The organism is Caballeronia sp. NCF2 (assembly GCF_023631205.1).
Lineage (GTDB): Bacteria > Pseudomonadota > Gammaproteobacteria > Burkholderiales > Burkholderiaceae > Caballeronia > Caballeronia zhejiangensis.
The window spans coordinates 24876-44698 of sequence record NZ_JALQDN010000048.1 but is presented as its reverse complement, the minus strand read 5'-3'; the positions used below and the strand labels follow the sequence as shown (position 1 = coordinate 44698).

The window sequence follows — 19823 nt, the reverse complement described above, 5'->3', positions numbered from 1 at the left end:
CGCGTCACGTCAGCAGCATCACGATGACCATGCCCCAGATCGTGAGCAGCGTATTGCCGACCGCGTACGTCACCGTGTAGCCGAGGCCCGGCACCTGGCTCTTCGCGGCGTCGCAGATCATGCCGAGCGCGGCGGTGGTCGTGCGCGCGCCGGCGCAGATGCCGAGCAGGATCGCGGGATGAAACTTGAACACGTACTTCGCGATGTACATACCGATGATGAGCGGCACCGCCGACGCAAAAATGCCCCACAGAAAGAGACTCACGCCGAGCTTCTGCAAGCCCGCGACGAAGCCCGGCCCCGCCGAAATCCCCACGACCGCGATAAAGACGTTCAGGCCGACTGAGTTCATGAACCAGATCGTCGGCGACGGAATGCGGCCGAACGTCGGATGGATCGCGCGCAGCCAGCCGAACACGATGCCCGCGATGAGCGCGCCGCCCGCCGTCGACAGCGTGAGCGGAATCGCGCCGACATGCAGCACGAGCGCGCCGATCAACGCGCCGAGCGTGATCGCGAGGCCGACGAACGCCATGTCGGCGGCGTCGGTCGGACGGTCGAGCACGCCGATCGCCTTCGCCGCCGCCGACGTGTCCTGCGTGCGGCCGACGAGCGTGATCGTGTCGCCCCGATGCAGCTTCGTGCTCGGCAGAATCGGTATCTGCGTTTCGGTCGCGCCGCGCTTGATCTTGCGCAGAAACACGCCGCGCGACGCGGGCATATGCGCGAGCTCCTGCAGCGTCTTGCCGTCGACGGCCTTGCTCGTCACGTAGATATCGACGCCTTCGATCGGCACGGCGAGCAGTTCGGCGTCGTCCACTTCGGTCGCGACGCCGCCGAGCAGATCGACGAGCAGCTCGCGCCGCCCGGAGACCGCGACGACATCGCCCGGTTGCAGCACGTCGTCGATCTTCGCTTCCTGAATGGTTCCGCCCCGCCGTATCCGCTCGATGAAGAGCCGCGCGCCTTCCGGCTCCAGCGCTTCGGCCTGCGCGACCGACATGCCCGCCGCGCGCCCGTGCTCGGCCACGCGATACGCGCGCAGTTCGAACTTGTGCCACGCCTGCCCCGCGCCGCCGAGATCGCCGCCGCCGCCGAGCGTCGCCTCGTATTCCTTGCAGGCCGCGACGAGGTCGATGTTGAGCAGCTTCGGCCCGAGCATCGCGAGAATCAGCGCGGAGCCGATCGTCCCGAAGATATAGGTCACGGCGTAGGCGGTCGGCATCGCGTCGAGCAGCGCCTTCGCCTGATCCGGCGGCAGGCCGAGCCGGTTGATGGCGTCGGTGGCAAGGCCCATCGAAGCGGAAATCGTCTGCGAGCCCGCGAACAGGCCCGCCGCCGAGCCGACGTCATAACCCGCGATCTTCGCCGCCGCGTAAGGCGCCGCGAGGCACAGCACGCACTGGATGACGGAGAAGATCGCCTGCGGCAAGCCGTCTTTCGCGATGCCGCGCACGAACTGCGGACCGACGCCGTAACCGACGGCGAACAGGAACATCAGAAAGAAGACCGATTTGACGTTCGACGAAATGGTGATGCCTAGTTGCCCGATGGCGATGGCCGCGAGCAAGGTCGCCGTCACGGCGCCGAGGCTGAAGCCGCGAAAGCTTTTTCCGCCGACCCAATAGCCGACGCCGAGCGACAGAAAGATGGCGATTTCAGGATAACTGCGCAGTGTTGCCGTAAGCCAGGACATAGGCACTCCTTTGCGGTATGAGCCGCTCGCACATCAGCGATGAAGGGAATGAATGATCCGAACGCCAGCAATACACTATTTGGTGCAGCTTTGAAACCATCAATGAAAACAGCGGCCGGAGCCGCTGTTTTCATCGAGACGCTAACTTCGACGCGTCTTATTCCGCCGTTTCGAGCAACGGGTAATCCGTATAGCCCTTCGCGCCCGGCGCATAGAACGTCGACGTGTCCCAGTTGTTGAGATCGGCATCGACTTCGAAGCGGCGCACCAGATCCGCATTCGCGATGAAGGGCTTGCCCCACGCGACGGCATCGGCGTCGCCGCGGGCGATGATCGCTTCGGCGCTGGCCTTCGTGAAGCCTTCGTTGGCGATATACACGCCGCCGAACGCCTTCTTCAATTGCGGCCCGAGGCTGTCGGCGGCTTCATGCTCGCGTGCCGCGATGAACGCGATCTTGCGGCGGCCCAGTTCACGCGCGACGTAACCGAAGGTCGCGGCGCGATCGCTGTCGCCCATCGTGTGCGAATCCGCGCGCGGTGCAAGATGCACGCCGACGCGATCCGCGCCCCAAACTTCGATAGCCTGATCGACGACTTCGAGCAGCAGGCGCGCACGATTTTCGATCGGGCCGCCGTAGGCGTCGGTACGCTTGTTCGTGCTGTCCTGCAGGAACTGGTCGAGCAGATAGCCGTTCGCGCCGTGCACTTCGACGCCGTCGAAGCCCGCGCGCTTCGCGTTTTCCGCGCCCTTGCGGTACGCCGCGACGACACCGGCGATTTCATCCAGTTCGAGCGCGCGCGGCGTCACGTACGGACGCTGCGGACGCACGAGGCTCACGTGTCCTCCCGCCGCGATCGCGCTCGGCGCGACCGGCAGTTCGCCATTCAAAAAGATCGGATCGGAAATGCGGCCGACGTGCCACAGTTGCAGGAAGATCTTGCCGCCCGCTTCGTGCACGGCCTTCGTGACGAGCTTCCAGCCTTCCACTTGCTCGTCGGACCAGATGCCCGGCGTGTCGGCATAGCCGACGCCTTGCGGCGTCACCGACGTCGCTTCGCTCAGAATCAGCCCCGCCGATGCGCGGTCTGCGTAGTACTGCGCCATCAACGCGTTCGGCACGCGTTCGACGCCCGCGCGCTGACGCGTGAGCGGCGCCATGATGATGCGGTTCTTCAACGTGAGTGCGCCAACTTTAAGCGGATCGAAAAGAGTCGACATGAATTGGATTCCTAATGAAATTGAAAGCAGACTTTCACCGAATGGCAAGCAAGCTCAGAGATTCCCGATGGAATCGCGAAACGCTTGAATGACCGCTTCGTCGCGCTTGAAGAACACCCACTGTCCAACGCGCTTCGTGGTGACGAGTCCGGCTTTGTGCAAGGTCGCGAGATGCGCCGAAACGGTGGACTGCGACATGCCGCAGCGCCCATCGATCTGACCCGCGCAAACGCCGTGCACGTGCGGCAATTCCTGATCAGGGAAATGCAGCTCGGGTTCCTTCAGCCATTCCAGAATCTCGCGGCGAAGGGGGTTGGCGAGGGCCTTGTGAATTGCGTCGATGTCCATTTCGTTGCTCGTGCGTCTGACGGACGGAACGTGCAGCCTGTTCCGAATCGTCTTGCTGCGAAGTATATATCGTAAATTTACGATATGCAAACCCCGCCGAATGCGTCGATGTGCGACATGCCGCCGCGCCGCGCCGTCTGGTACGCTCCCCGGTTTCATCGGCTGCAAGAAGACTGCACAACCCTTATGGATACTCCTTTCAATGAACGTGGCGTGACGCTTTCGCGCGCCGGACTCTCGGCGTCCGGTCAGATGATTCCGCTGCGCGATCTGCGCGCGGCGCGCGTCGTGATGATCCCGCGCCAGAAGCCTTTGCCGATCATCATCGCGCTGATCGGGCTGATCGTGCTCGGCGCGGGCATCTTCACCGGCTCGGGCGCGGCGCTCGTGCTCGGCGTGATGATCGTCGTCGTGGGTTATCTCACCTGGATCACGCAGGACGTGATCTATCAGTTGATGGTCGCGACGCCCGACGGCGAGCGCGAAGTGCTCATCACGAAGGATCAGGAATTCGCGGACAAGGTCGCGGCGCTCGTCGGCGAGGCGGTCGCGAAACATGCGGCGAGCGCAGGCGCGAAGTCATCGCAAGCCTGATCTTGATGCGCCGTTTACACGGCGGCGCGCTTCTTTAGCCCGGCCTTTAGGCGCGCGGCGCTAGAGTGCGGGCATCGCCACAACGAGCCGTCGCCGGACGGCTTCCATCGATGGATATCCGCACATTCGACTCGATCGCTCTTTCGCGCGTGGTCAACGGCGGCTCGCCGCGCCGCCGCGAAGCACGCCACTGCGTCGCGTTCGATCTCACCGTTCCGGGACTAAATTCGTCGGCCGCACGCGACATGCTCGCGTATGCGTTCGGCGCGGGCACGCAGGCTTATATCGTGGAGACGAGCCGCCTCCGCGATTGCACCACGCTCCATGTCGAGACCGATCGCGATGACATCGACGATGTCATCGGCACGCTCACCGCGCATTTTCCCAACGCAACGCTCGGCCGCGTGACGCGCATTACGCGCATCACACGGCGCTGAACGCGTCGTCAGGTGATCTGCAACGGCTCGACGTGCCAGATGTCGCGCGCATACTCCGCGATCGTGCGGTCCGACGAAAAAATGCCCATGCCCGCGACGTTCTCGATCGCGCTCCGCGTCCACGCATCCTTGTCGCGGTACTTGAGATCGACTTCGGTCTGCGTCTTGTCGAAGCTGTCGAAATCGGCGAGCACCATGTAGTGATCGCCCCAGTCCACGAGCGTATGGAAGATGTCGTAGAAACGGTGCGGCTCTTCCGGCGAGAAGTGCCCGAGTCGAATCTGGTCGAGCGCGACTTTCAGCTCCGCGTTTTCCTCGTAAATCTGCCGTGGCCGATAACCCGCCGCGCGCAACGATTCGATCTCGTCGGTCGTGTTGCCGAAGATGAAAATATTCTCGCGCCCCACGGCATCGCAGATCTCGATGTTCGCGCCATCGAGCGTGCCGATTGTCAGTGCGCCGTTCAACGCAAGCTTCATGTTGCCGGTGCCCGATGCTTCGGTGCCCGCCATCGAAATCTGCTCCGACAGATCCGCCGCCGGAATGATGAGCTCGGCCACGGAAACGCCGTAGTTCGGAATAAAGCCGACCTTCAGCCGATCGCCGATGAGCGGGTCCGTGTTGATCTTGCGGGACACATCGTTGATGAGCTTGATGATGTTCTTCGCCATCTTGTACGCGGACGCCGCCTTGCCCGCGAACATCACGACGCGCGGCGTCCAGTCCTGCTCCGGATTTTCGCGGATGCGGTTATAGCGCACGATCACATACAGGATGTTGAGCAATTGCCGCTTGTATTCGTGGATGCGCTTCACCTGCAGATCGAACAGCGCTTCCGGATTGATGATCGCGTTGGCGTCCCGTTTCGCGCGTTCCACGAGCCGCAGCTTGTTGGCGAACTTCGCATCGTGAAAGGCCTTGCAGAACTCCGGATCGTCACGCCATTCGCGCAGCCTGCCAAGCTCGAAGAGATCGGTGCGCCAGCGCGGCCCGAGCCGCTTGTCGATCAGCGATGACAGCGACGGACTCGCCTGCGCGAGCCATCGGCGCGGCGTGATGCCGTTCGTCACGTTCGTGAAGCGCTCCGGATACATGCGCGCGAAGTCGGAGAAGATGTTCTGCACCATCAGTTGCGAGTGCAGCTTCGATACGCCGTTCACCTTGTGACTCGCGACGATCGCGAGATGCGCCATGCGCACGCGCCGCTGGCCGAATTCATCGACGAGCGAGATGCGCCGAATCAGTTCGACATCGCGCCCGAACTTCTCGGTGACTTGCTTCAGGAACTGCGCGTTGATCTCGAAGATGATCTCCAGATGCCGCGGCAGCAAGCGTGCGAGCATCTCGACGTCCCATGTTTCGAGCGCTTCGGGCATCAGCGTGTGATTCGTGTAGGAGAACATCTGCTGCACGAGCTTCCACGCCTTGTCCCACGGCAGATGATGCCGATCGACGAGCAGGCGCATCAGCTCCGGAATCGCGAGCACCGGATGCGTGTCGTTCAGATGCACGGCGACCTTTTCCGCGAGCCGACCGAAGTGCGTATGCGTGCGCTGATAGCGGCGTATCAGATCCTGCATCGTCGCGGAGACGAAGAAGTATTCCTGACGCAGACGCAACTCGCGTCCGGCCTGAGTCGAGTCGTCGGGATACAAGAGACGCGACACATGTTCCGATGTGTTCTTCGCCTCCACCGCGCGCCGATAGTCGCCCTGATTGAACGCGGAGAGATCGAACTCGTCGGTTGCGCGCGCGGACCACAGGCGCAGCGTGTTGGTGGCCGTTGTCGCGAAGCCGGGAATGACCGTGTCGTAGGCCATCGCGTTGACGTGCTCGGTGTCGATCCAGTCGGTGCGATCGTCATGTTGCACCGTGCGCCCGCCGAAATGCACGGTGTACACGACTTCGGGCCGCGGAAACTCCCACGGATTGCCCGCGCGCAGCCAGTAATCGGGCATCTCGACCTGATTGCCGTCGACGATCGTCTGACGGAACATCCCGTATTCGTAACGGATGCCATAGCCGAAGCCCGGCACGCCGACCGTCGCCATCGAATCGAGGAAACAGGCCGCAAGGCGTCCGAGGCCGCCATTGCCGAGCGCGGCGTCCGGCTCGAGTTCCTCGAGCGCCGCGAGATCGACGCCCAAGCCGGCGAGCGCATCGCGCACTTCGTCGTAGATGCCTAGCGCGAGCAGCGCATTGCTGAAAGTTCTGCCGATGAGAAATTCCATCGACAGATAGTAGACGCGTTTCACGTCCTGTTCGTATTGGAGCCGCGTGGTGCGCATCCAGCGCGCGACGAGACGATCCCGCACGGCCAGTTCAGCGGCGTGAAGCCAGTCCCGCGGCTGCGCGGTGACTGCATCCTTGCCGACGCCGTACATCAGGCGGTTCGAGATGGAGCGCCTGAGCGCATCGACGGTACTGTTGAGCTGGTCGAATTCCAGATCGACGGATGTCATCGAAACCTCCGGTGTTTGCAACATATGCAACGACCGCGAAAGCCTGACGGGAGTTCAATCCGGACGCACCGAATTGGCGCCCTGCCCCGGTCTGGCGGGTGCGGACGTGCCTGAACGTGCAGGTTACGCCAGTTTTATTTTTTTTGGTATGACAAGGCGGAAACGGAGAGCGGCCCGCAAATTGCTAACGAAGAGCTTGCGGACAGATGATGGCATCGATATTTAGTTCGGATTCCGTATGTTTGTCATGCGATGGAGCGGCGTGGCGCGCGTGCGGCGATCAGCAGAAGCGCCGCGAGCGATACGCCCAGCAGAATCAGCGAGAGCGCGGACGCAGGCAGATAGTAACCGCGATTCACCTGCCCGACGACGACGATCGGCACCGTCGCGAATCCGGGCGGATACACGGTGAGCGTCGCGCCAAGTTCGCCGAGCGAGAGCGCGAAACCGAGCGCGAGGCTCGCGCGGATCGCGGGCACGAGTTGCGGCAATACCACGCGCGCGAGCACCATGCGCGGCGGCGCGCCGAGACTCGCGGCGGCTTCGCGCAGCGTCGTGAGCTCGGGGCGCAGCGCCGCGGCGGCGCATCGATAACAGAACGGCAACACGAGCGCGAGTTGCACGAGCACGACGATTGCGGCCGATCCCGACAGATCGAGCGGACGCTTGTGATACGCGATCAACACGGCGAGCCCGAGGACGACGCTCGGCACGCCGCTGCCCATCATCGCGACGGCATCGACGAGTGCGCCGAGACCGCGCCGGTCGCGTCCTTCCAGCGCGAGCGCGAGCCAGAGTCCCAGCGCGGTGCCGAGAAACGCGACGCCCAGGCCGACTTCGAGACTCGTCGCGACCGCATCGAGATCGCTCGATGAAAGACGCGCGAACCAGCGCGTGGAAAAACCATCGGGCAGGATCGTGCCGGACCAGTGCGACGCGACGCTCGACAACGCGACGACGATCACCGGCAGCACGAAGAGCCAGAAGCACAGCAACGCGAAGAGGCCCGTGAACGCATGACGCAGGAGCGCGCGAGGTCTGAACGCAGCAGCGATGAGTTGCATGTCAGCGCTCTCCCGAACGGCGACTCGTTTGCCGATTCACGCGTCGATACAACGCATAGAGCGATAGCGACATCAACAGCATCACGACCGAACCCGCGGCCGCGGTGGCCAGATCGAGGTCGACGGTCGCGGCGCTGTAGATCGCGATCGGCAAGGTGATCAGATGTGCGCTGCCGAGCACGAGCAGAATGCCGAACTCGTTCAACGTCAGCAGAAAGCAGAGGATCGTGCCTGCCGCGATGCCCGGCCACGCGAGCGGCAAGACGACTTTCGTCGCGACCATCCAGCCATCGGCGCCGAGGCTCTTTGCGGCTTCGACGAGCCGCATGTCGAGCGTCGCATACGATGCGAGCGTCGGACGCACGACGAACGGCGCATAGAACACGACCTCCGCGAGAATCACGCCGCCGATGCCGAAAAGGAAATCGAGCGGCGGCGCATCGAGCGAAAAGATCCGCTGCAGACCGATGCTCACCGAACCTTGCGAGCCGTATAGAAAGATCAGCGTGAACGCGACCAGAAACGACGGAAACGCGACGAACAATTCCAGAAAACGCGTGAGCAGGCGCGCGAGCGCGAACGGCCTGAAGAACAGCATCGATGCGAGCGCGACGCCGAGCAACGAAGCGATGCTCGCGCTCGCGAAGAGAATACCGAGCGTCGTGCCGATCATCCCGCGCGTTTCGGGGTTGCTGAAGAACGCGCTGTACGCGTGCAGCGAGAAACCGTGCGGCCCGGTCACACTCGACATGACGAGGCGCGCGAGCGGATACACCACGAGCGGCCCGAGCACGACGACGAGAATGAAGAGCAGATGCCACTGCGCCTTGCGCTCGCGGCGTTGCGCTTCTTTGGCGTGCGCTGCGAATTGCGCGGAGAGATAGGCGTCGCAGATGCCGCGTTCGTCGCGCGCGACGCTGTCAGGGACGAACAAGGACGACATCGTCAGCCTCGAAGCGAAGGGAAACGCGCGCGCCTTTGTCCGGCATGCGCGAATGGCCGCGCTGCGTCGTCACGAGCACGGGCTCGCCGGGCAACGCATCGAGCGCGACGGAAATGGAAAGCGCCGCGCCATACCATTCGACGGACGCGATCGTGCCATGCAGATGGCCTTCTCCCAACGGCGCGATCGCGAATCGTTCGGGACGAATGCACGCGAGACGTTCGCGCTCGTCGTGCCGCGCATCGCCGACGGGATACACCACGCGCGGCGGCAGCAAATTCGCGGCACCGAGATAGCGCGCGACGAACGCATCGTTGGGCGCGTCGTACAGCTCGCGCGGCGCACCGAGTTGCGCGATGCGGCCATCGCGCATCAGCAGCGTGCGGTCGGAGAGCACGAGCGCATCGTCCTGATCGTGCGTCACGCAGACGATCGTCAGATTCGGCAAGCGCTCATGCAACGCCTTCAGCTCGCTGCGCACCGAAGCGCGCAGATTCGCATCGAGCGCCGAGAGCGGCTCGTCGAGCAGCAGCACGTCCGGCTCGATGACGAGCGCGCGCGCCAGCGCCACGCGCTGCTGCATGCCGCCGGAAAGCTGCGCGGGCATGACGTGACCGGCATCGGAAAGCTGCACGAGCTTGAGCGCATCGGCGACGCGTCGCGCGATCTCGCCCGTCTTCAGCTTGCGTGCGCGCAAGCCGAACGCGACGTTGTCGAACACCGAGAAATGCGGGAACAGCGCATAGCTTTGGAACAGCAGCCCGAGATTGCGCTGATGCGGCGGCACGTGCGTGAGATCGCGGCCCGCGACGGCGAGCGTGCCCGCGAGCGCATCGGCCTTCACGAAGCCGGCGATGAAGCGCAGCAGCGTGGTCTTGCCGCATCCGCTTCGGCCGAGCACGGTGAGGAATTCGCCGCGTTCGATCCGAAGCGAGAGATCGTCGAGCACGGTACGCGTGCCGAAGCGCACCGTCAGACGATCGATGTGCACGCCCGGCGTTTGATCGACGCCGAACGCTTCCTTGGGGACGGCGCGCATCAGGACTTCGGCTTGACGACGTCGGTCTGCTTGCCGGTGTTGCCGATCACTTCGGTCTTCCAGCGCTCGGTCCAGCCCGCCTTCTTCTGCATGACTTCGTTCCAGTCGACGGGAATGAGCTTCACGCCGGAGATCGCCTGCTTGACGGCTTCGCCGTTCTTGCCGGCGAGCGGCACGTCGGTGCGGCCGGGGATGCCGTAGATATCGGGCACTTTCGACTGCACATCCGACGACATCAGATAGTCGATGAGCTTCTTGCCCGCCGCCTGATTCGGTCCGCTCTTGATGAGGCCGATTGCATACGGAAGCTGGAATGTGCTCGGCGCTTCGCCTGCCTTGTGCGACAGGAAGAGCGGCTTGATGGAGAGACCGCCGTTCGCGGCATCGTCGAGGTCCATTTGCAGATCGCCGTTCGCGAATGCGATCTCGTTACGCGAGAGCAGCACGTCGAGATAGCCCGTGCCCTTCGTATGGAACTTCGCGTGTTGTTCGAGATCCTTCAGGTAATTGAAAGCCTGGTCTTCGCCCATCAGCGCGGACGTCAGGATGATGACGGCCATGCCGTCGCCTGCCGTGGCTGGATTCGAGTATGCGATCTTGCCGGAGTAGTTCGGATGCAGGAGATCGGCGAAGGTCTTGGGCGCGGTTTTCGTGACTTCGGGATTGATCGCGAACGAGAAATAGTTGTTCACGAAGGTGGCCCATGCGCCGTCTTTTTCCTTCGCGATGGCGGGCACGTTCTTGTAGTTCACGCTCTGATACGGCTGCAGCAGGCCGCCTTGTTGCGCTTGCTGGATGAACGGCGGCAGCGTGACGAGGACGTCTGCTTTCGGCGAATCCTTTTCGACGGTCGCGCGGTTCACCACTTCGCCGCTGCCCGCCGTGACGATGTTGACCTTCACGCCTTCCTTCTTTTCGAATGCGGGAAGCACGTCCTTGTAGAGATTCTCGAGGCCATCGGCGGTGTAGAGGACGACGGCGTCGGCGGCGTGAGCGGGCATCGCGGCAAGCAGAGCAAACGCGGCGGCGAACGCCGGCAGCACAGTGCGCGCGAAGCGGGAATCGCGGGTCATGGTGGTCTCTCGTGTCGGGGATCGATGAAGGTCGGGGGCGACCTTCGACCCGGAATATTGCAGAGATGTGTGACATCGACGTGAAGGCGCCACGGGTTGCCACGTATTTGCATATTTCGCCAAGGGGCTTGTGGTTTGTTTTTAGCTCTCTGCTTTTAGCTCTCTGCTTTTAGCTCTCTGCTTTTAGCTCTCTGCTTTTAGCTCTGTGCTTTTTGCCGGATCCCGTTATGGTGTCGGTCTATTAGCACTGCCCCTGTGCGGGGCGGCACTCACTTTCTTTGCTGCTGCAAAGAAAGTAAGCAAAGAAAGCAGCTCGTCACGGCCCGCGGTCACACGCAATTTGGGTAGTTCTCTCGTCACAGGCGGCACTCGCCTAACGAGTGCCCTCAAACACCCAGTCGGGCTTGGCTCGCGCACGGTCTGCCGCCCGAAAACGTTAAGCGCGCTGGTTCAGCACGAAATAGCTTCGGCACAGCGCTACGCGCTGCCGCCGGGTCCGCAAGGGAAACCGGCGAGCGGCGAGTGCCGTGAGATGGAGACGTTAGTAGAGAAGCACATGCATCCCCGCTTGACCGGTCGGCCGCGAAGCGGGCCGGAGCTATTTGGTGCTGAACCCGTTTGTTGTGTGGTGCGATGACACAGACCGTGCGCGAGCCAAGCCCGATTAGGTGTTTGAGGGCACTCTTTAGGCAGCCCACGATCGACGAGAGGACTACCCAAATTGCGTGTGACCGCGGGCGTATCAGAAGCTGCTTTCTTTGCTTACTTTCTTTGCAGCAGCAAAGAAAGTAAGTGCCGCCCCGCACAGGGGCAACGCTAATAGACCACTAAGAAAACGGGATCCGGCGAAAAACCGGAGCCGACACGAAAACGAGACCCAGCGAAAGCGAACAACAAAAATCAAGCAACAACGACCTCAAGCCCCCGCGCGGCCAGCGCCCTTCGGACCCCCCGCTCAGGCAGAGCTTCACACACCAGAAACCGAACCGCCTCGAACCCGGCGATCCTAACTGGCAAAACCAGGCCGAACTTCGAGCAATCAGCAACCACGACCGGACACGCAGCAGACGCGATCATGCTCCCGCGCACCTCAGCGGCGAGCCGCGAATAATCCGTCAGATGCGCGTCATTCGTAATCCCCCCCGCCCCGACGAAAGCAAAATCCGCGTGATACTGCGCAAGCTGCTGAATGGTATCGAGCCCGAACGTCGCATCTTCGAGATCGGCGATCTCGCCACCCAGCAAAGTCACGCGATTGCCATTGCGCCGCGCCAGCAACATCGCGATACGCCAGTCGTTCGTATACACCGTCAGCCGATGCCGCTGCCCCAACGCACGCGCCACCGCCTGCGTCGTGCTTCCCGAATCGATGACGAGCGACGCCCCGTCCGGCACGAACGCCGCCGCGCGCACGCCGATCGCATGTTTCGCCGCCGCGTTCTCGGCTTCGCGCACATCGACGTGCGGCTCGCGCCGGTCGACCGATAACGCGCCGCCATGCGTCGTCGTCACGAGCCCGCGTCCGGCGAGCGCGTTAAGATCGCGCCGCACCGTCTCGCGCGACACCGACAACGCACGCACGAGATCCGCCACCGCGAGCGCGCCATGCTTGTCCAATTCGGAGAGGATGTACTGGTGACGTTGTTCGGCGAGCATCGTTCGATGAAGAAAGGCAAGGCGGCGTGCGGAGCTTAGCGGCCCTATGTGGCATTTCTCTGGCAAGCGCGATTCGTCAAGCCACGACGCGCAATGAATTCTTTCCCCCGGGTACGCAATCGACAAGCACGCCTCCGCTAGACTTAGTGCCTTATGCACGAGCTTTGAACGAGGCAACACGATGTACAAGAAAGGCGTGGTGATCGAAATCCAGTTCCCTCCCGAACGTCTGAACGACGCGGCTGGCGATCCCTACTGGATCGACCTCACACTCGACGAGGCAAAGCGCTTGCATGCGCAACTATCGCGGCGTTTCGAGGGCGAAGCGCGCGCCAATCAGCCGCTCGATACGTTCACCATCGAATGACGCGCCGCGCCGAAGTGCACGGTTAGACAAGACGCGCGCAAGCGTTCCGGCCGATACTGCGGCATTTCGTTTCGCCGCTTGCCTCACATGGTCTCGATTCTCGCCGCGCCCGTCTTCGTGTTTCTCTGGTCGACGGGTTTCATCGTCGCAAGGGCGATCACGCCCTACGTCGATCCGAATCTCTATTTGCTCGCGCGCTTCGGCGGCACGACGCTGCTGTTTCTCGCAATCGCCGTCGTCACGCGCGCGCCATGGCCGAAAGGCGGGGACATCGGCCGGCATCTGTTCGCCGGCGCGCTGCTGCAAGGCGTCTATCTCGGCGCGGGCTACTGGGCCGTCGCGCAAGGCATGGGTGCGGGCATCATGGCGCTGCTCGGCGCGCTGCAACCGCTTCTGACCGCCGCCGTCGCCGCGCGGCTCTTCGGTGAACGGCTCTCGCCGCGCGCATGGAGCGGGCTCGTGCTCGGCCTCTTCGGCGTCGCGCTCGTGCTCGCGCCGAAGATCGCGGCGAGCGGCGCGCCCGTCACGCACGCATCGTCCGGACACGCGCCGCAATGGCTCGTCGCGACGATCGCCGTGCTCGCCGTCGTCGCGATCACCGCGGGCACGCTGTATCAGAAGACTTCGCTCGCGCGCGCCGATATCCGCAGCGCCAGCGCGTTGCAGAACGCGGGCGCGACGATCGTCGCGCTCGTGCTCGTGATCGCGCTAGGCGAGCATCGCTTCATCGTCTCCACGACGACGTGGCTCGCGCTCGCGTGGGGCATCGTGATGCTCTCGGGCGTCGCGACGACGCTGCTCGTATGGATGGTCCGTCGCGGCGACGCATCGCGCGCGACCGCCCTGCTCTTTCTCGCGCCGCCGCTCGCCGCGCTCGAAAGCTATCTCGCATTCGGCGAGACGCTCGACGCGATGCAGCTCGCGGGCTTCGGCGTCGCGCTCGCGGGCGTGCTGCTCGCGCGCTCGAAATAGCACGCCCGGCACGCCTCAATCGACCGTGTCCGCGCCCGCCGGGATGTGCTCGCGCACCGCCTTGCCCGGACCCGGCGCCCACGCGGGCCGCGTCTTCCTTCCGGTATCGACGACGACGAGATAATGCCCCGCCCAGGGCGTCGTCTTGCGCGTGGCCTTCAGCACCCACATCGACTGGCCTTCGGATACGCGCGCCTCGTATTGCGCATCGAGAATGCCGTGATGATCGAAGAACGTGTTGAGCGTCGACGGAATCCGCACGCAGCCCTTCGAATGCCGCATGCCGAGCAGCGGCTCCAGTTTCTCGGGATCGGTGGCGTGCATCTGGAAGCGCATCGGCGACTTGCCGCCGTGGCCCCAGCCGCGCTCGCCTTCGGCCCAGCCGAAATCGTAGATACGCATGTCGCGCGCGCCGTAGCCGCGAATCTTGAACTCGTTGAGCGTGCCCTCGGCGCGAAAGTCCATGTTGCCCGGCACATGCTGGAAGACGCCGAGCGGCGTGAGGAAGTGATCGTAACTGCCGGGACGCCCCGTCGATACCGGCGATGCGCCGATCATCGACCACGCATCGTCGGCCTTCGCGCGGAAATAGACGAAGATCGCCTGCACGTTCGCGCTGCGATCGACCATCACGACGAATTCGTTGACGAGGCCGCCGTGACCGTCTTCTTCCAGCGTACGTTGCAGCAGACGGCCGTAGCCCTGCTGATCCGCGACGGGCACATTGAGCCGCCGATCGACTTCCTTCGCGAAGGTCTGCCGCATCGCATACGCGCCGGCCGGCTGCATGCCGCTGCGCTGGGCGAGATTCGGCTCGGGTGTTTCCGGCGGCAAGGGCACTTCGGGCACGGCCGCTTCCGATGCCGCGCTCGCCGCCGATGCCGCGCTGGCTGCGCTCGCCGCCGATGCAGCCGATGCAGCCGACGCCTCCGGAGCCGGTTGCGCGGGCATCGGCACGGGCATGGCGGGAAGCGCGCGCTCGGGCGCGCTCGCGGCTTGCGGAATGCTTGCGCCCTGCGGCATCGGCGGCACCGGGATAGAGCGGGCCACGGGCGCGACGGGCAACGCCGTCACGCGTCCCTGCGCGACCGCTCCCGATGCGCCCGAGGCCGCCTGAGGCTGCGCGCGAGCCGCCGTCGAGATCGAAAGAAGCGCGCCCGCCGCCGCGCACACGAGAAACCTTGCGCCGATCGGCGTCTTGTTCGTCCTGCTCTTTCCTGCCTGATGCATTGATTTGATTGATCCGCTCTGCCATTCGCCAACGGACGATCCACCGGATCGCCCGGTTCGAGCGGCCCATGCGCGAGACTGCGCGCATCGACAAAAAAGCCGGCGCGCACGACGCGCCGGCTTCGCCGCTACTTGAGGTTCGTCAACGGAAGCGCAGCAAAGTTCGTTCCGACCGCACGCGCGACGATGCGCGGCGCAGCGGAAACATCAATGCAGACGGATGGAGGCGTCGCCGGACGCGGAAGCCCGGGCACGCAAAGGTTCGTCGTGAAAGCGCTGATGGCACAGCTTCTGGGCGATCGCCTCGCCGATGTAAGGCACATCGGTCGCGAGCCTGGCGGTCGCGTAGGCGTGAGCGGTGCCCGCGCCGTGAACTTCGATGTCGCTCGCATACTGCCCGAGTTCGTGCTCGAGAAATCGCCGCACGTCGCGCGCGGCGCAGCGTTGAGGAAGATTCCAGACGAGCAGGTTCATCGCCGTCACCTTCTTGCGCGTGCGAAAACAGGCCGCCGGCTCTGCCTCGCGATCATCCGCGCCGCGAGCGTACCGACAACGAAGAGGGACACATACGCGAGCATCATGGCGACTCCAGGACTAATTTCGAGATAGCTCCATACTAATCCCGTTAATGGCGCGTGTGATGCGACATTCCGCCTATTTCAATAAATGTTCTAAATCGGACGGATAAGCCGAACGCATCGTTACAGGCCCGTACAGGTCATGCTGGAAAGATTCGGATACCGATTCGGCCAGTCGCCCGCCATTGCGGTTTGCGCTTCTTTCAGCGTCATGTCGCCGGTGCAGACGCAGCGCTTCAGGTACACCGCGAGCCGTTCCTTTCGGCGCTGGCCCTCGCGCCCTTCCCAGCGGCGCAGATCGAGATTCGCGGGCGAGTTGGGCGAGCCGCCGAGCAGCACCGGCATACGATGATCGAGCGCGTATTCCGACGCGAACGACGGATCGATGCTGCGCTGCTTGAGCAGCCGCTCCTTCTGACGCATCTGGATTTCAAACGACGGCAGCACGCGGTCGACGTAACCCGGAATGCAGATCGTATCGACGATGGTCGCCTGCGTGACGCGCGCATCGAGCCATTCGGCGCGCTGGGCGCGCGGCGTGCCGGGCACGCATGCGAGCATCGCGCAGCAGCACGCGAGCGCCGCGCGCGCGGCCCGGCGGGCGCGGCGCGCGCCCGGTTTCGGTTCCTCGGTGAACCCGGTATCCCTTCGACTCATGCGTTTCGTGCGCCATCGATCGCGGCCTCGGTCCGCCGCTTGTTTTCAAGATGATCGGAGGTTCAATTAAAGCACACGAAACGCGCGCCGCACGCGAAGAGTTGCTCGCGATCCGCGAAGCCGCGTCACGTCGACGCGCCGGACGCCGGACAAACCGATGCCGACGCCGCGTCGAGCGCCGCATCGAGCGCCTCGGCCGCCGCGACGAACGCCGCGAACGATGCCGCGATGCGCGCATCGTCCTCGCCGTTGCGATCGTCGTCGACCGCCAGTTCGCAGTCGCGCTGCAACGTGACGCACGCGCGCATGAACGACGCCGCGCCGATCACCGCCGCCGCGCCCTTCATGCGATGGGCGATGTCGCGCAGCAAGGCGTGGTCGTTGTCGGCGAACGCGGCGTGCGCACCGGCGAGATCGCTCGCGTTCGCGGATTTCAGCGTATCGACGAGCGTCCCGGCCTGCTCGCCGAAACCGGCGAGCAACGCCGCATTCAGAACCGGCTCGCCGGATTCGCGCGTCGCCGATGCGACCGGCGCTGCAACCGGCACGCGGCCGTCGCGCGTCGCGGCGAGCAAGGCCTCGCGCAGCGCGTCGAGGCCGAGCGGCTTCACGAGGCACGCGTTCATGCCCGATGCGACCGCGCGCAATGCCGCCTCGGGCTGCGCGTTCGCTGTCAGGCCGATGATCGGCACGGCGCGCGTCGCCGGATGCTTCGCTTCGTCCTCGCGAATCGTGCGGGCCAGTTCCTCGCCGCTCATTTCGGGCATCGAGCAGTCGGTCAGAATCACGTCGACGGCGTGCGGCGCGGCGCGCCAGCGTGCGAGCGCGCTCTTGCCGTCTACGGCCAGTTGCGCGACGCCGCCGAGCAGCCGGATTTGTCCGTCGAGCACGATGCGGTTCGCCGGATGATCGTCGACGACGAGCACGCGCAAGCCCGCAAGCGATACCGCCGATACGCCCGTCTCCACGGCCGGCGCATCGGCGGCGCACGCGACGGCATCCGCCTCGGGCAAATCGAGCCGCACGGTGAAGCGCGTGCCGCGCCCCGGCTCGCTCGCCAGCTCGATCGCGCCGCCCATCATCTCGACGAGCCGCTTGCTGATCGTGAGGCCGAGGCCGGTGCCACCGACGCTGCGCGCACGGCCATCGTGCGTCTGCACGAACGGCGTGAACAGCAGCGCCTGCTTCCCGGGCGCGATGCCGATGCCCGTATCGGACACCGCGAGCGTCACCGCGCGCCTGCCGTCCAGCGCCGGCGCGACGTCGTGTTCGAGCGTGACCGCGCCGGTATCGGTGAACTTGATCGCATTCGAGAGCAGATTGCCGACGATCTGCCGTAAACGCTGACCATCGGCAAGAATCCAGACGGGACCGTCGCCGGAAAGCCGCTTCACGACGAGCGCGATGCCCTTAGCGCGGGCGGCCGGCTCGTAGATCGCCGCGACGCCCGCGATCCACGATTCGAGCTCGAGCGGCGCGGGCGCGAGCACGAGGCGCTCGGCCTCGATCTTCGCGACGTCGAGCAGATCGTCGATCATGCCGAGCAGATCGCGCGCGGCGTGATGCGCGGTCGACAGCGCGCGCTTGGTCGCGGCGCGCTCGCCGGGCGCACGCAGCTCCATTTCCAGCAGGCCGAGCACGGCGTTCATCGGCGTGCGGATTTCGTGGCTCATCGTCGCGAGGAACGTCGATTTCGCGCGATTCGCCGTTTCCGCCTCTTCCTTCGCGGCGCGCATGGCGCGTTCGGCGGCGATCCGTCGCGCGATCTGCACGCGCAGCGTCAACGCCCAGCCCGCGAGCGCGAGCAAAAGCGCAATGCCGAGCAGCGCGCCCAGCTCGACTTGCGGACGGCGGCGCTCCCACATCATTTCGGGATGCTCGGCGAGCTTCCAGCGCGTGCGGATCGATTCGAGTTCCGGCGGCGGCAGGCTCGCGATCGCGCGATTCAGGATGCCGAGCAGCACCGGCTCGCCCGCACTGACGATGAGTCCGTGCGGAATCGGCTTCGTCGACAGCACGCCGCTGATCGTGAGCGTGCCGCGAAACGGATTGCCCACGGCGTAATTGGCGAAAGGCAGATCGGCGACGGCCGCATCGGCGTCGCCGTTGGCCACGGCGCGAAACGGACCGTCGAACGGTTTCGAATCGACGATGCGCGCTTGCGGCGCATCCTCGCGCACGAAGCTCAGGATCGGCCAATCGTGCGGAATCGCGATGCGCTTGCCGGCGAGCGCGGCGGCGTCGCGCAAGGGCGGACGGCCCACGGCGGTCACGATCGCAAAAATGCTTTCGCCCGTCGGCGTGGTCGCCTCGCCGCCGGGCAACGGCGACAACGCGCCGAGACTGAACGGCACGATCGCGGACGCGCCGCTCTTCAGATCGGCGCGCAACTGCGCCATCGACGTGCGTATGCGCGGCTCGAAGCGCAAGCCGGTCACGCGCGCGATCGCGTCGAGGATATCGACGGCGATGCCCGCCGCGTTGCCGCGCTGATCGCGGAACATCAGCGGCGCGGCCTGCGCGAGCATCGAATAATGCACGACGGGATGCGCCGCGATCCACGCTGCTTCCTCGCGCGTGAGCGGGATCGGCGTGTTGCGCGTGATCGCGGACGCCGCCGGCTGCCAGCGCTCGTGCGTCACGAGCGCGAAGCTCGGCGGCAATGCGGCGAGCGCATCGTCGACGCGCTTGCGCAGCGCATCGGCGTCGGCGCGTCCGGGCGCGAACGCGAAACTGTAGCCGCCTTCGTCGAAGGTCGCGAAACCGGTGATCGTCAGGTTCGGCAAATCGAAATGATCGATCGTGTACGAGGCCACGGTCATGTCGCCGACGAAGGCGTCCGCGTCGCCGAGCGACACCGCGAGCAGCGCGCCGGTCAGATCGGGATAAGCCACGGGTTCGAGCGATGGATACGCCGCGCGCAGACGCGCCGGCGACGTCTGCGCGGCCACGTAAGCAAGCCGATGCGTCGGCGGATGGGAATGGAGCGGCTCGACGTAGATCAGCTTCGTCGGCAGATACGGGCGGCTGAACGCGAGCGGTTCGCCGGCGTCTTCGCCTGTCGCGCCCGTCGCCATGTCGATGTCGCCGAGCCTGAGCGCCGCGATCATCGCCGGCCTGTCGGGAAAGAAGCGCCAGTCCGGATCGATTCCGAGCGCACTCGCGACGGCGTTCGCAAAATCGGCCGAGATGCCGCGCGGCAAGCCCGGCCGCGCCGAACAATGATTCACCGAATCGGCCATGTCGAGCGGCGGCGCCATGCCCGGCACCGCGCCGATCACGATGGACTCCTTCGCATGCGCAAACCCGCACGCGATGCAGAGCACACACGCGAGAACAGCGCACGCGCCCTGCCCGGCGCCGGCGCGATGCTGCGCTAGATTGAACACGTCACGCCCCGATGGACCCGAGTGCGGCTAGTGTCTCAAAAACACCCGGGCGCGTATATCGACGGCGTGACGCATGAAGCCGCGCTTCGTTGCGCGGCG

At 64.8% G+C, this 19823-nt stretch carries 17 protein-coding genes; 4 read left to right on the top strand and 13 right to left on the bottom strand.

Annotation, left to right across the window (positions count from 1 at the left end; genetic code table 11):
- Positions 1-4: 4 nt before the first annotated feature.
- From aspT to NCS02_RS15710, 3 genes are all read right to left on the bottom strand, one after another.
- Positions 5-1696 carry an aspartate-alanine antiporter gene (aspT, locus tag NCS02_RS15720; protein ID WP_008353783.1) on the bottom strand — a complete coding sequence of 564 codons (1692 nt, stop codon included), beginning with the start codon at positions 1694-1696 and terminating at the stop codon, positions 5-7.
- A 157-nt stretch (positions 1697-1853) separates the two neighbouring features.
- Positions 1854-2915, bottom strand: a complete 1062-nt coding sequence (locus NCS02_RS15715; protein WP_008353785.1) for an alkene reductase — start codon at positions 2913-2915, stop codon at positions 1854-1856.
- Positions 2916-2969: 54 nt separating this feature from the next.
- The gene (locus NCS02_RS15710) at positions 2970-3263 is read right to left on the bottom strand and encodes an ArsR/SmtB family transcription factor (protein ID WP_008353786.1); all 294 of its coding nucleotides are present in this window, start codon (positions 3261-3263) and stop codon (positions 2970-2972) included.
- 186 nt (positions 3264-3449) lie between these two features.
- Here NCS02_RS15710 and NCS02_RS15705 point away from each other — a divergent pair, with 186 nt between their 5' ends.
- Positions 3450-3857, top strand: a complete 408-nt coding sequence (locus NCS02_RS15705) for a DUF6232 family protein (RefSeq protein ID WP_008353787.1) — start codon at positions 3450-3452, stop codon at positions 3855-3857.
- Between the two features lie 110 nt (positions 3858-3967).
- Positions 3968-4294 carry a hypothetical protein gene (locus tag NCS02_RS15700; protein ID WP_250523226.1) on the top strand — a complete coding sequence of 109 codons (327 nt, stop codon included), beginning with the start codon at positions 3968-3970 and terminating at the stop codon, positions 4292-4294.
- Between the two features lie 8 nt (positions 4295-4302).
- Here NCS02_RS15700 and NCS02_RS15695 read toward each other — a convergent pair whose 3' ends face one another.
- The 6 genes from NCS02_RS15695 to NCS02_RS15670 form a co-directional block, all read right to left on the bottom strand.
- Complete coding sequence (locus NCS02_RS15695) at positions 4303-6756, bottom strand: glycogen/starch/alpha-glucan phosphorylase (protein WP_008353789.1); 2454 nt, start codon at positions 6754-6756, stop codon at positions 4303-4305.
- A 245-nt stretch (positions 6757-7001) separates the two neighbouring features.
- Positions 7002-7820 carry a 2-aminoethylphosphonate ABC transport system, membrane component PhnV gene (phnV, locus tag NCS02_RS15690; RefSeq protein WP_175979137.1) on the bottom strand — a complete coding sequence of 273 codons (819 nt, stop codon included), beginning with the start codon at positions 7818-7820 and terminating at the stop codon, positions 7002-7004.
- A gap of 1 nt (position 7821) precedes the next feature.
- The gene (locus NCS02_RS15685) at positions 7822-8763 is read right to left on the bottom strand and encodes a 2-aminoethylphosphonate ABC transporter permease subunit (protein ID WP_175979136.1); all 942 of its coding nucleotides are present in this window, start codon (positions 8761-8763) and stop codon (positions 7822-7824) included.
- Positions 8741-9802, bottom strand: a complete 1062-nt coding sequence (phnT, locus tag NCS02_RS15680) for a 2-aminoethylphosphonate ABC transport system ATP-binding subunit PhnT (RefSeq protein WP_250502784.1) — start codon at positions 9800-9802, stop codon at positions 8741-8743. Before phnT ends, NCS02_RS15685 begins: the two co-directional genes overlap by 23 nt.
- Complete coding sequence (gene phnS, locus NCS02_RS15675; RefSeq protein WP_250435564.1) at positions 9802-10875, bottom strand: 2-aminoethylphosphonate ABC transporter substrate-binding protein; 1074 nt, start codon at positions 10873-10875, stop codon at positions 9802-9804. The genes phnT and phnS overlap by 1 nt, the downstream gene beginning before the upstream one ends.
- A gap of 900 nt (positions 10876-11775) precedes the next feature.
- Positions 11776-12531 (bottom strand): DeoR/GlpR family DNA-binding transcription regulator, encoded by a 756-nt coding sequence (locus NCS02_RS15670; RefSeq protein ID WP_250458928.1) that lies wholly within the window; start codon positions 12529-12531, stop codon positions 11776-11778.
- Positions 12532-12712: 181 nt separating this feature from the next.
- Between NCS02_RS15670 and NCS02_RS15665 the strand changes: the two genes are divergently transcribed.
- Together NCS02_RS15665 and NCS02_RS15660 are read left to right on the top strand one after the other, a co-directional pair.
- Positions 12713-12898, top strand: coding sequence for a hypothetical protein (locus tag NCS02_RS15665; RefSeq protein WP_008353795.1), 186 nt, complete (start codon positions 12713-12715; stop codon positions 12896-12898).
- Positions 12899-12985: 87 nt separating this feature from the next.
- Entirely contained in the window at positions 12986-13870 is an 885-nt protein-coding gene (locus tag NCS02_RS15660) for a DMT family transporter (RefSeq protein ID WP_175979134.1), read from the top strand.
- A gap of 15 nt (positions 13871-13885) precedes the next feature.
- Here the strand turns inward: NCS02_RS15660 and NCS02_RS15655 are convergent, their stop codons facing one another.
- The 4 genes from NCS02_RS15655 to NCS02_RS15640 form a co-directional block, all read right to left on the bottom strand.
- On the bottom strand, positions 13886-15100 hold the full coding sequence (locus NCS02_RS15655) for a L,D-transpeptidase (protein WP_250502782.1): 1215 nt from the start codon (positions 15098-15100) through the stop codon (positions 13886-13888).
- A gap of 207 nt (positions 15101-15307) precedes the next feature.
- A complete protein-coding gene (locus NCS02_RS15650; RefSeq protein ID WP_008353799.1) occupies positions 15308-15574 on the bottom strand; it encodes a hypothetical protein in 267 nt (88 codons plus the stop codon).
- 227 nt (positions 15575-15801) lie between these two features.
- Positions 15802-16335, bottom strand: coding sequence for a hypothetical protein (locus NCS02_RS15645; protein WP_008353800.1), 534 nt, complete (start codon positions 16333-16335; stop codon positions 15802-15804).
- 125 nt (positions 16336-16460) lie between these two features.
- Positions 16461-19724 carry an ATP-binding protein gene (locus tag NCS02_RS15640; RefSeq protein ID WP_250502781.1) on the bottom strand — a complete coding sequence of 1088 codons (3264 nt, stop codon included), beginning with the start codon at positions 19722-19724 and terminating at the stop codon, positions 16461-16463.
- Positions 19725-19823: the final 99 nt, after the last annotated feature.

Excerpts from the sequence above, each read along its gene's own strand:
- NCS02_RS15685 (WP_175979136.1), bottom strand. The coding sequence starts at position 8,763 with ATGTCGTCCTTGTTCGTCCCTGACAGCGTCGCGCGCGACGAACGCGGC.
- NCS02_RS15695 (WP_008353789.1), bottom strand. The coding sequence starts at position 6,756 with ATGACATCCGTCGATCTGGAATTCGACCAGCTCAACAGTACCGTCGAT.
- NCS02_RS15670 (WP_250458928.1), bottom strand. The coding sequence starts at position 12,531 with ATGCTCGCCGAACAACGTCACCAGTACATCCTCTCCGAATTGGACAAG.
- phnT (WP_250502784.1), bottom strand. The coding sequence starts at position 9,802 with ATGCGCGCCGTCCCCAAGGAAGCGTTCGGCGTCGATCAAACGCCGGGC.
- phnV (WP_175979137.1), bottom strand. The coding sequence starts at position 7,820 with ATGCAACTCATCGCTGCTGCGTTCAGACCTCGCGCGCTCCTGCGTCAT.
- NCS02_RS15650 (WP_008353799.1), bottom strand. The coding sequence starts at position 15,574 with ATGAACCTGCTCGTCTGGAATCTTCCTCAACGCTGCGCCGCGCGCGAC.
- NCS02_RS15665 (WP_008353795.1), top strand. The coding sequence starts at position 12,713 with ATGTACAAGAAAGGCGTGGTGATCGAAATCCAGTTCCCTCCCGAACGT.
- NCS02_RS15655 (WP_250502782.1), bottom strand. The coding sequence starts at position 15,100 with ATGCATCAGGCAGGAAAGAGCAGGACGAACAAGACGCCGATCGGCGCA.
- NCS02_RS15715 (WP_008353785.1), bottom strand. The coding sequence starts at position 2,915 with ATGTCGACTCTTTTCGATCCGCTTAAAGTTGGCGCACTCACGTTGAAG.
- NCS02_RS15700 (WP_250523226.1), top strand. The coding sequence starts at position 3,968 with ATGGATATCCGCACATTCGACTCGATCGCTCTTTCGCGCGTGGTCAAC.
- NCS02_RS15645 (WP_008353800.1), bottom strand. The coding sequence starts at position 16,335 with ATGAGTCGAAGGGATACCGGGTTCACCGAGGAACCGAAACCGGGCGCG.
- NCS02_RS15705 (WP_008353787.1), top strand. The coding sequence starts at position 3,450 with ATGGATACTCCTTTCAATGAACGTGGCGTGACGCTTTCGCGCGCCGGA.
- aspT (WP_008353783.1), bottom strand. The coding sequence starts at position 1,696 with ATGTCCTGGCTTACGGCAACACTGCGCAGTTATCCTGAAATCGCCATC.
- NCS02_RS15660 (WP_175979134.1), top strand. The coding sequence starts at position 12,986 with ATGGTCTCGATTCTCGCCGCGCCCGTCTTCGTGTTTCTCTGGTCGACG.
- phnS (WP_250435564.1), bottom strand. The coding sequence starts at position 10,875 with ATGACCCGCGATTCCCGCTTCGCGCGCACTGTGCTGCCGGCGTTCGCC.
- NCS02_RS15710 (WP_008353786.1), bottom strand. The coding sequence starts at position 3,263 with ATGGACATCGACGCAATTCACAAGGCCCTCGCCAACCCCCTTCGCCGC.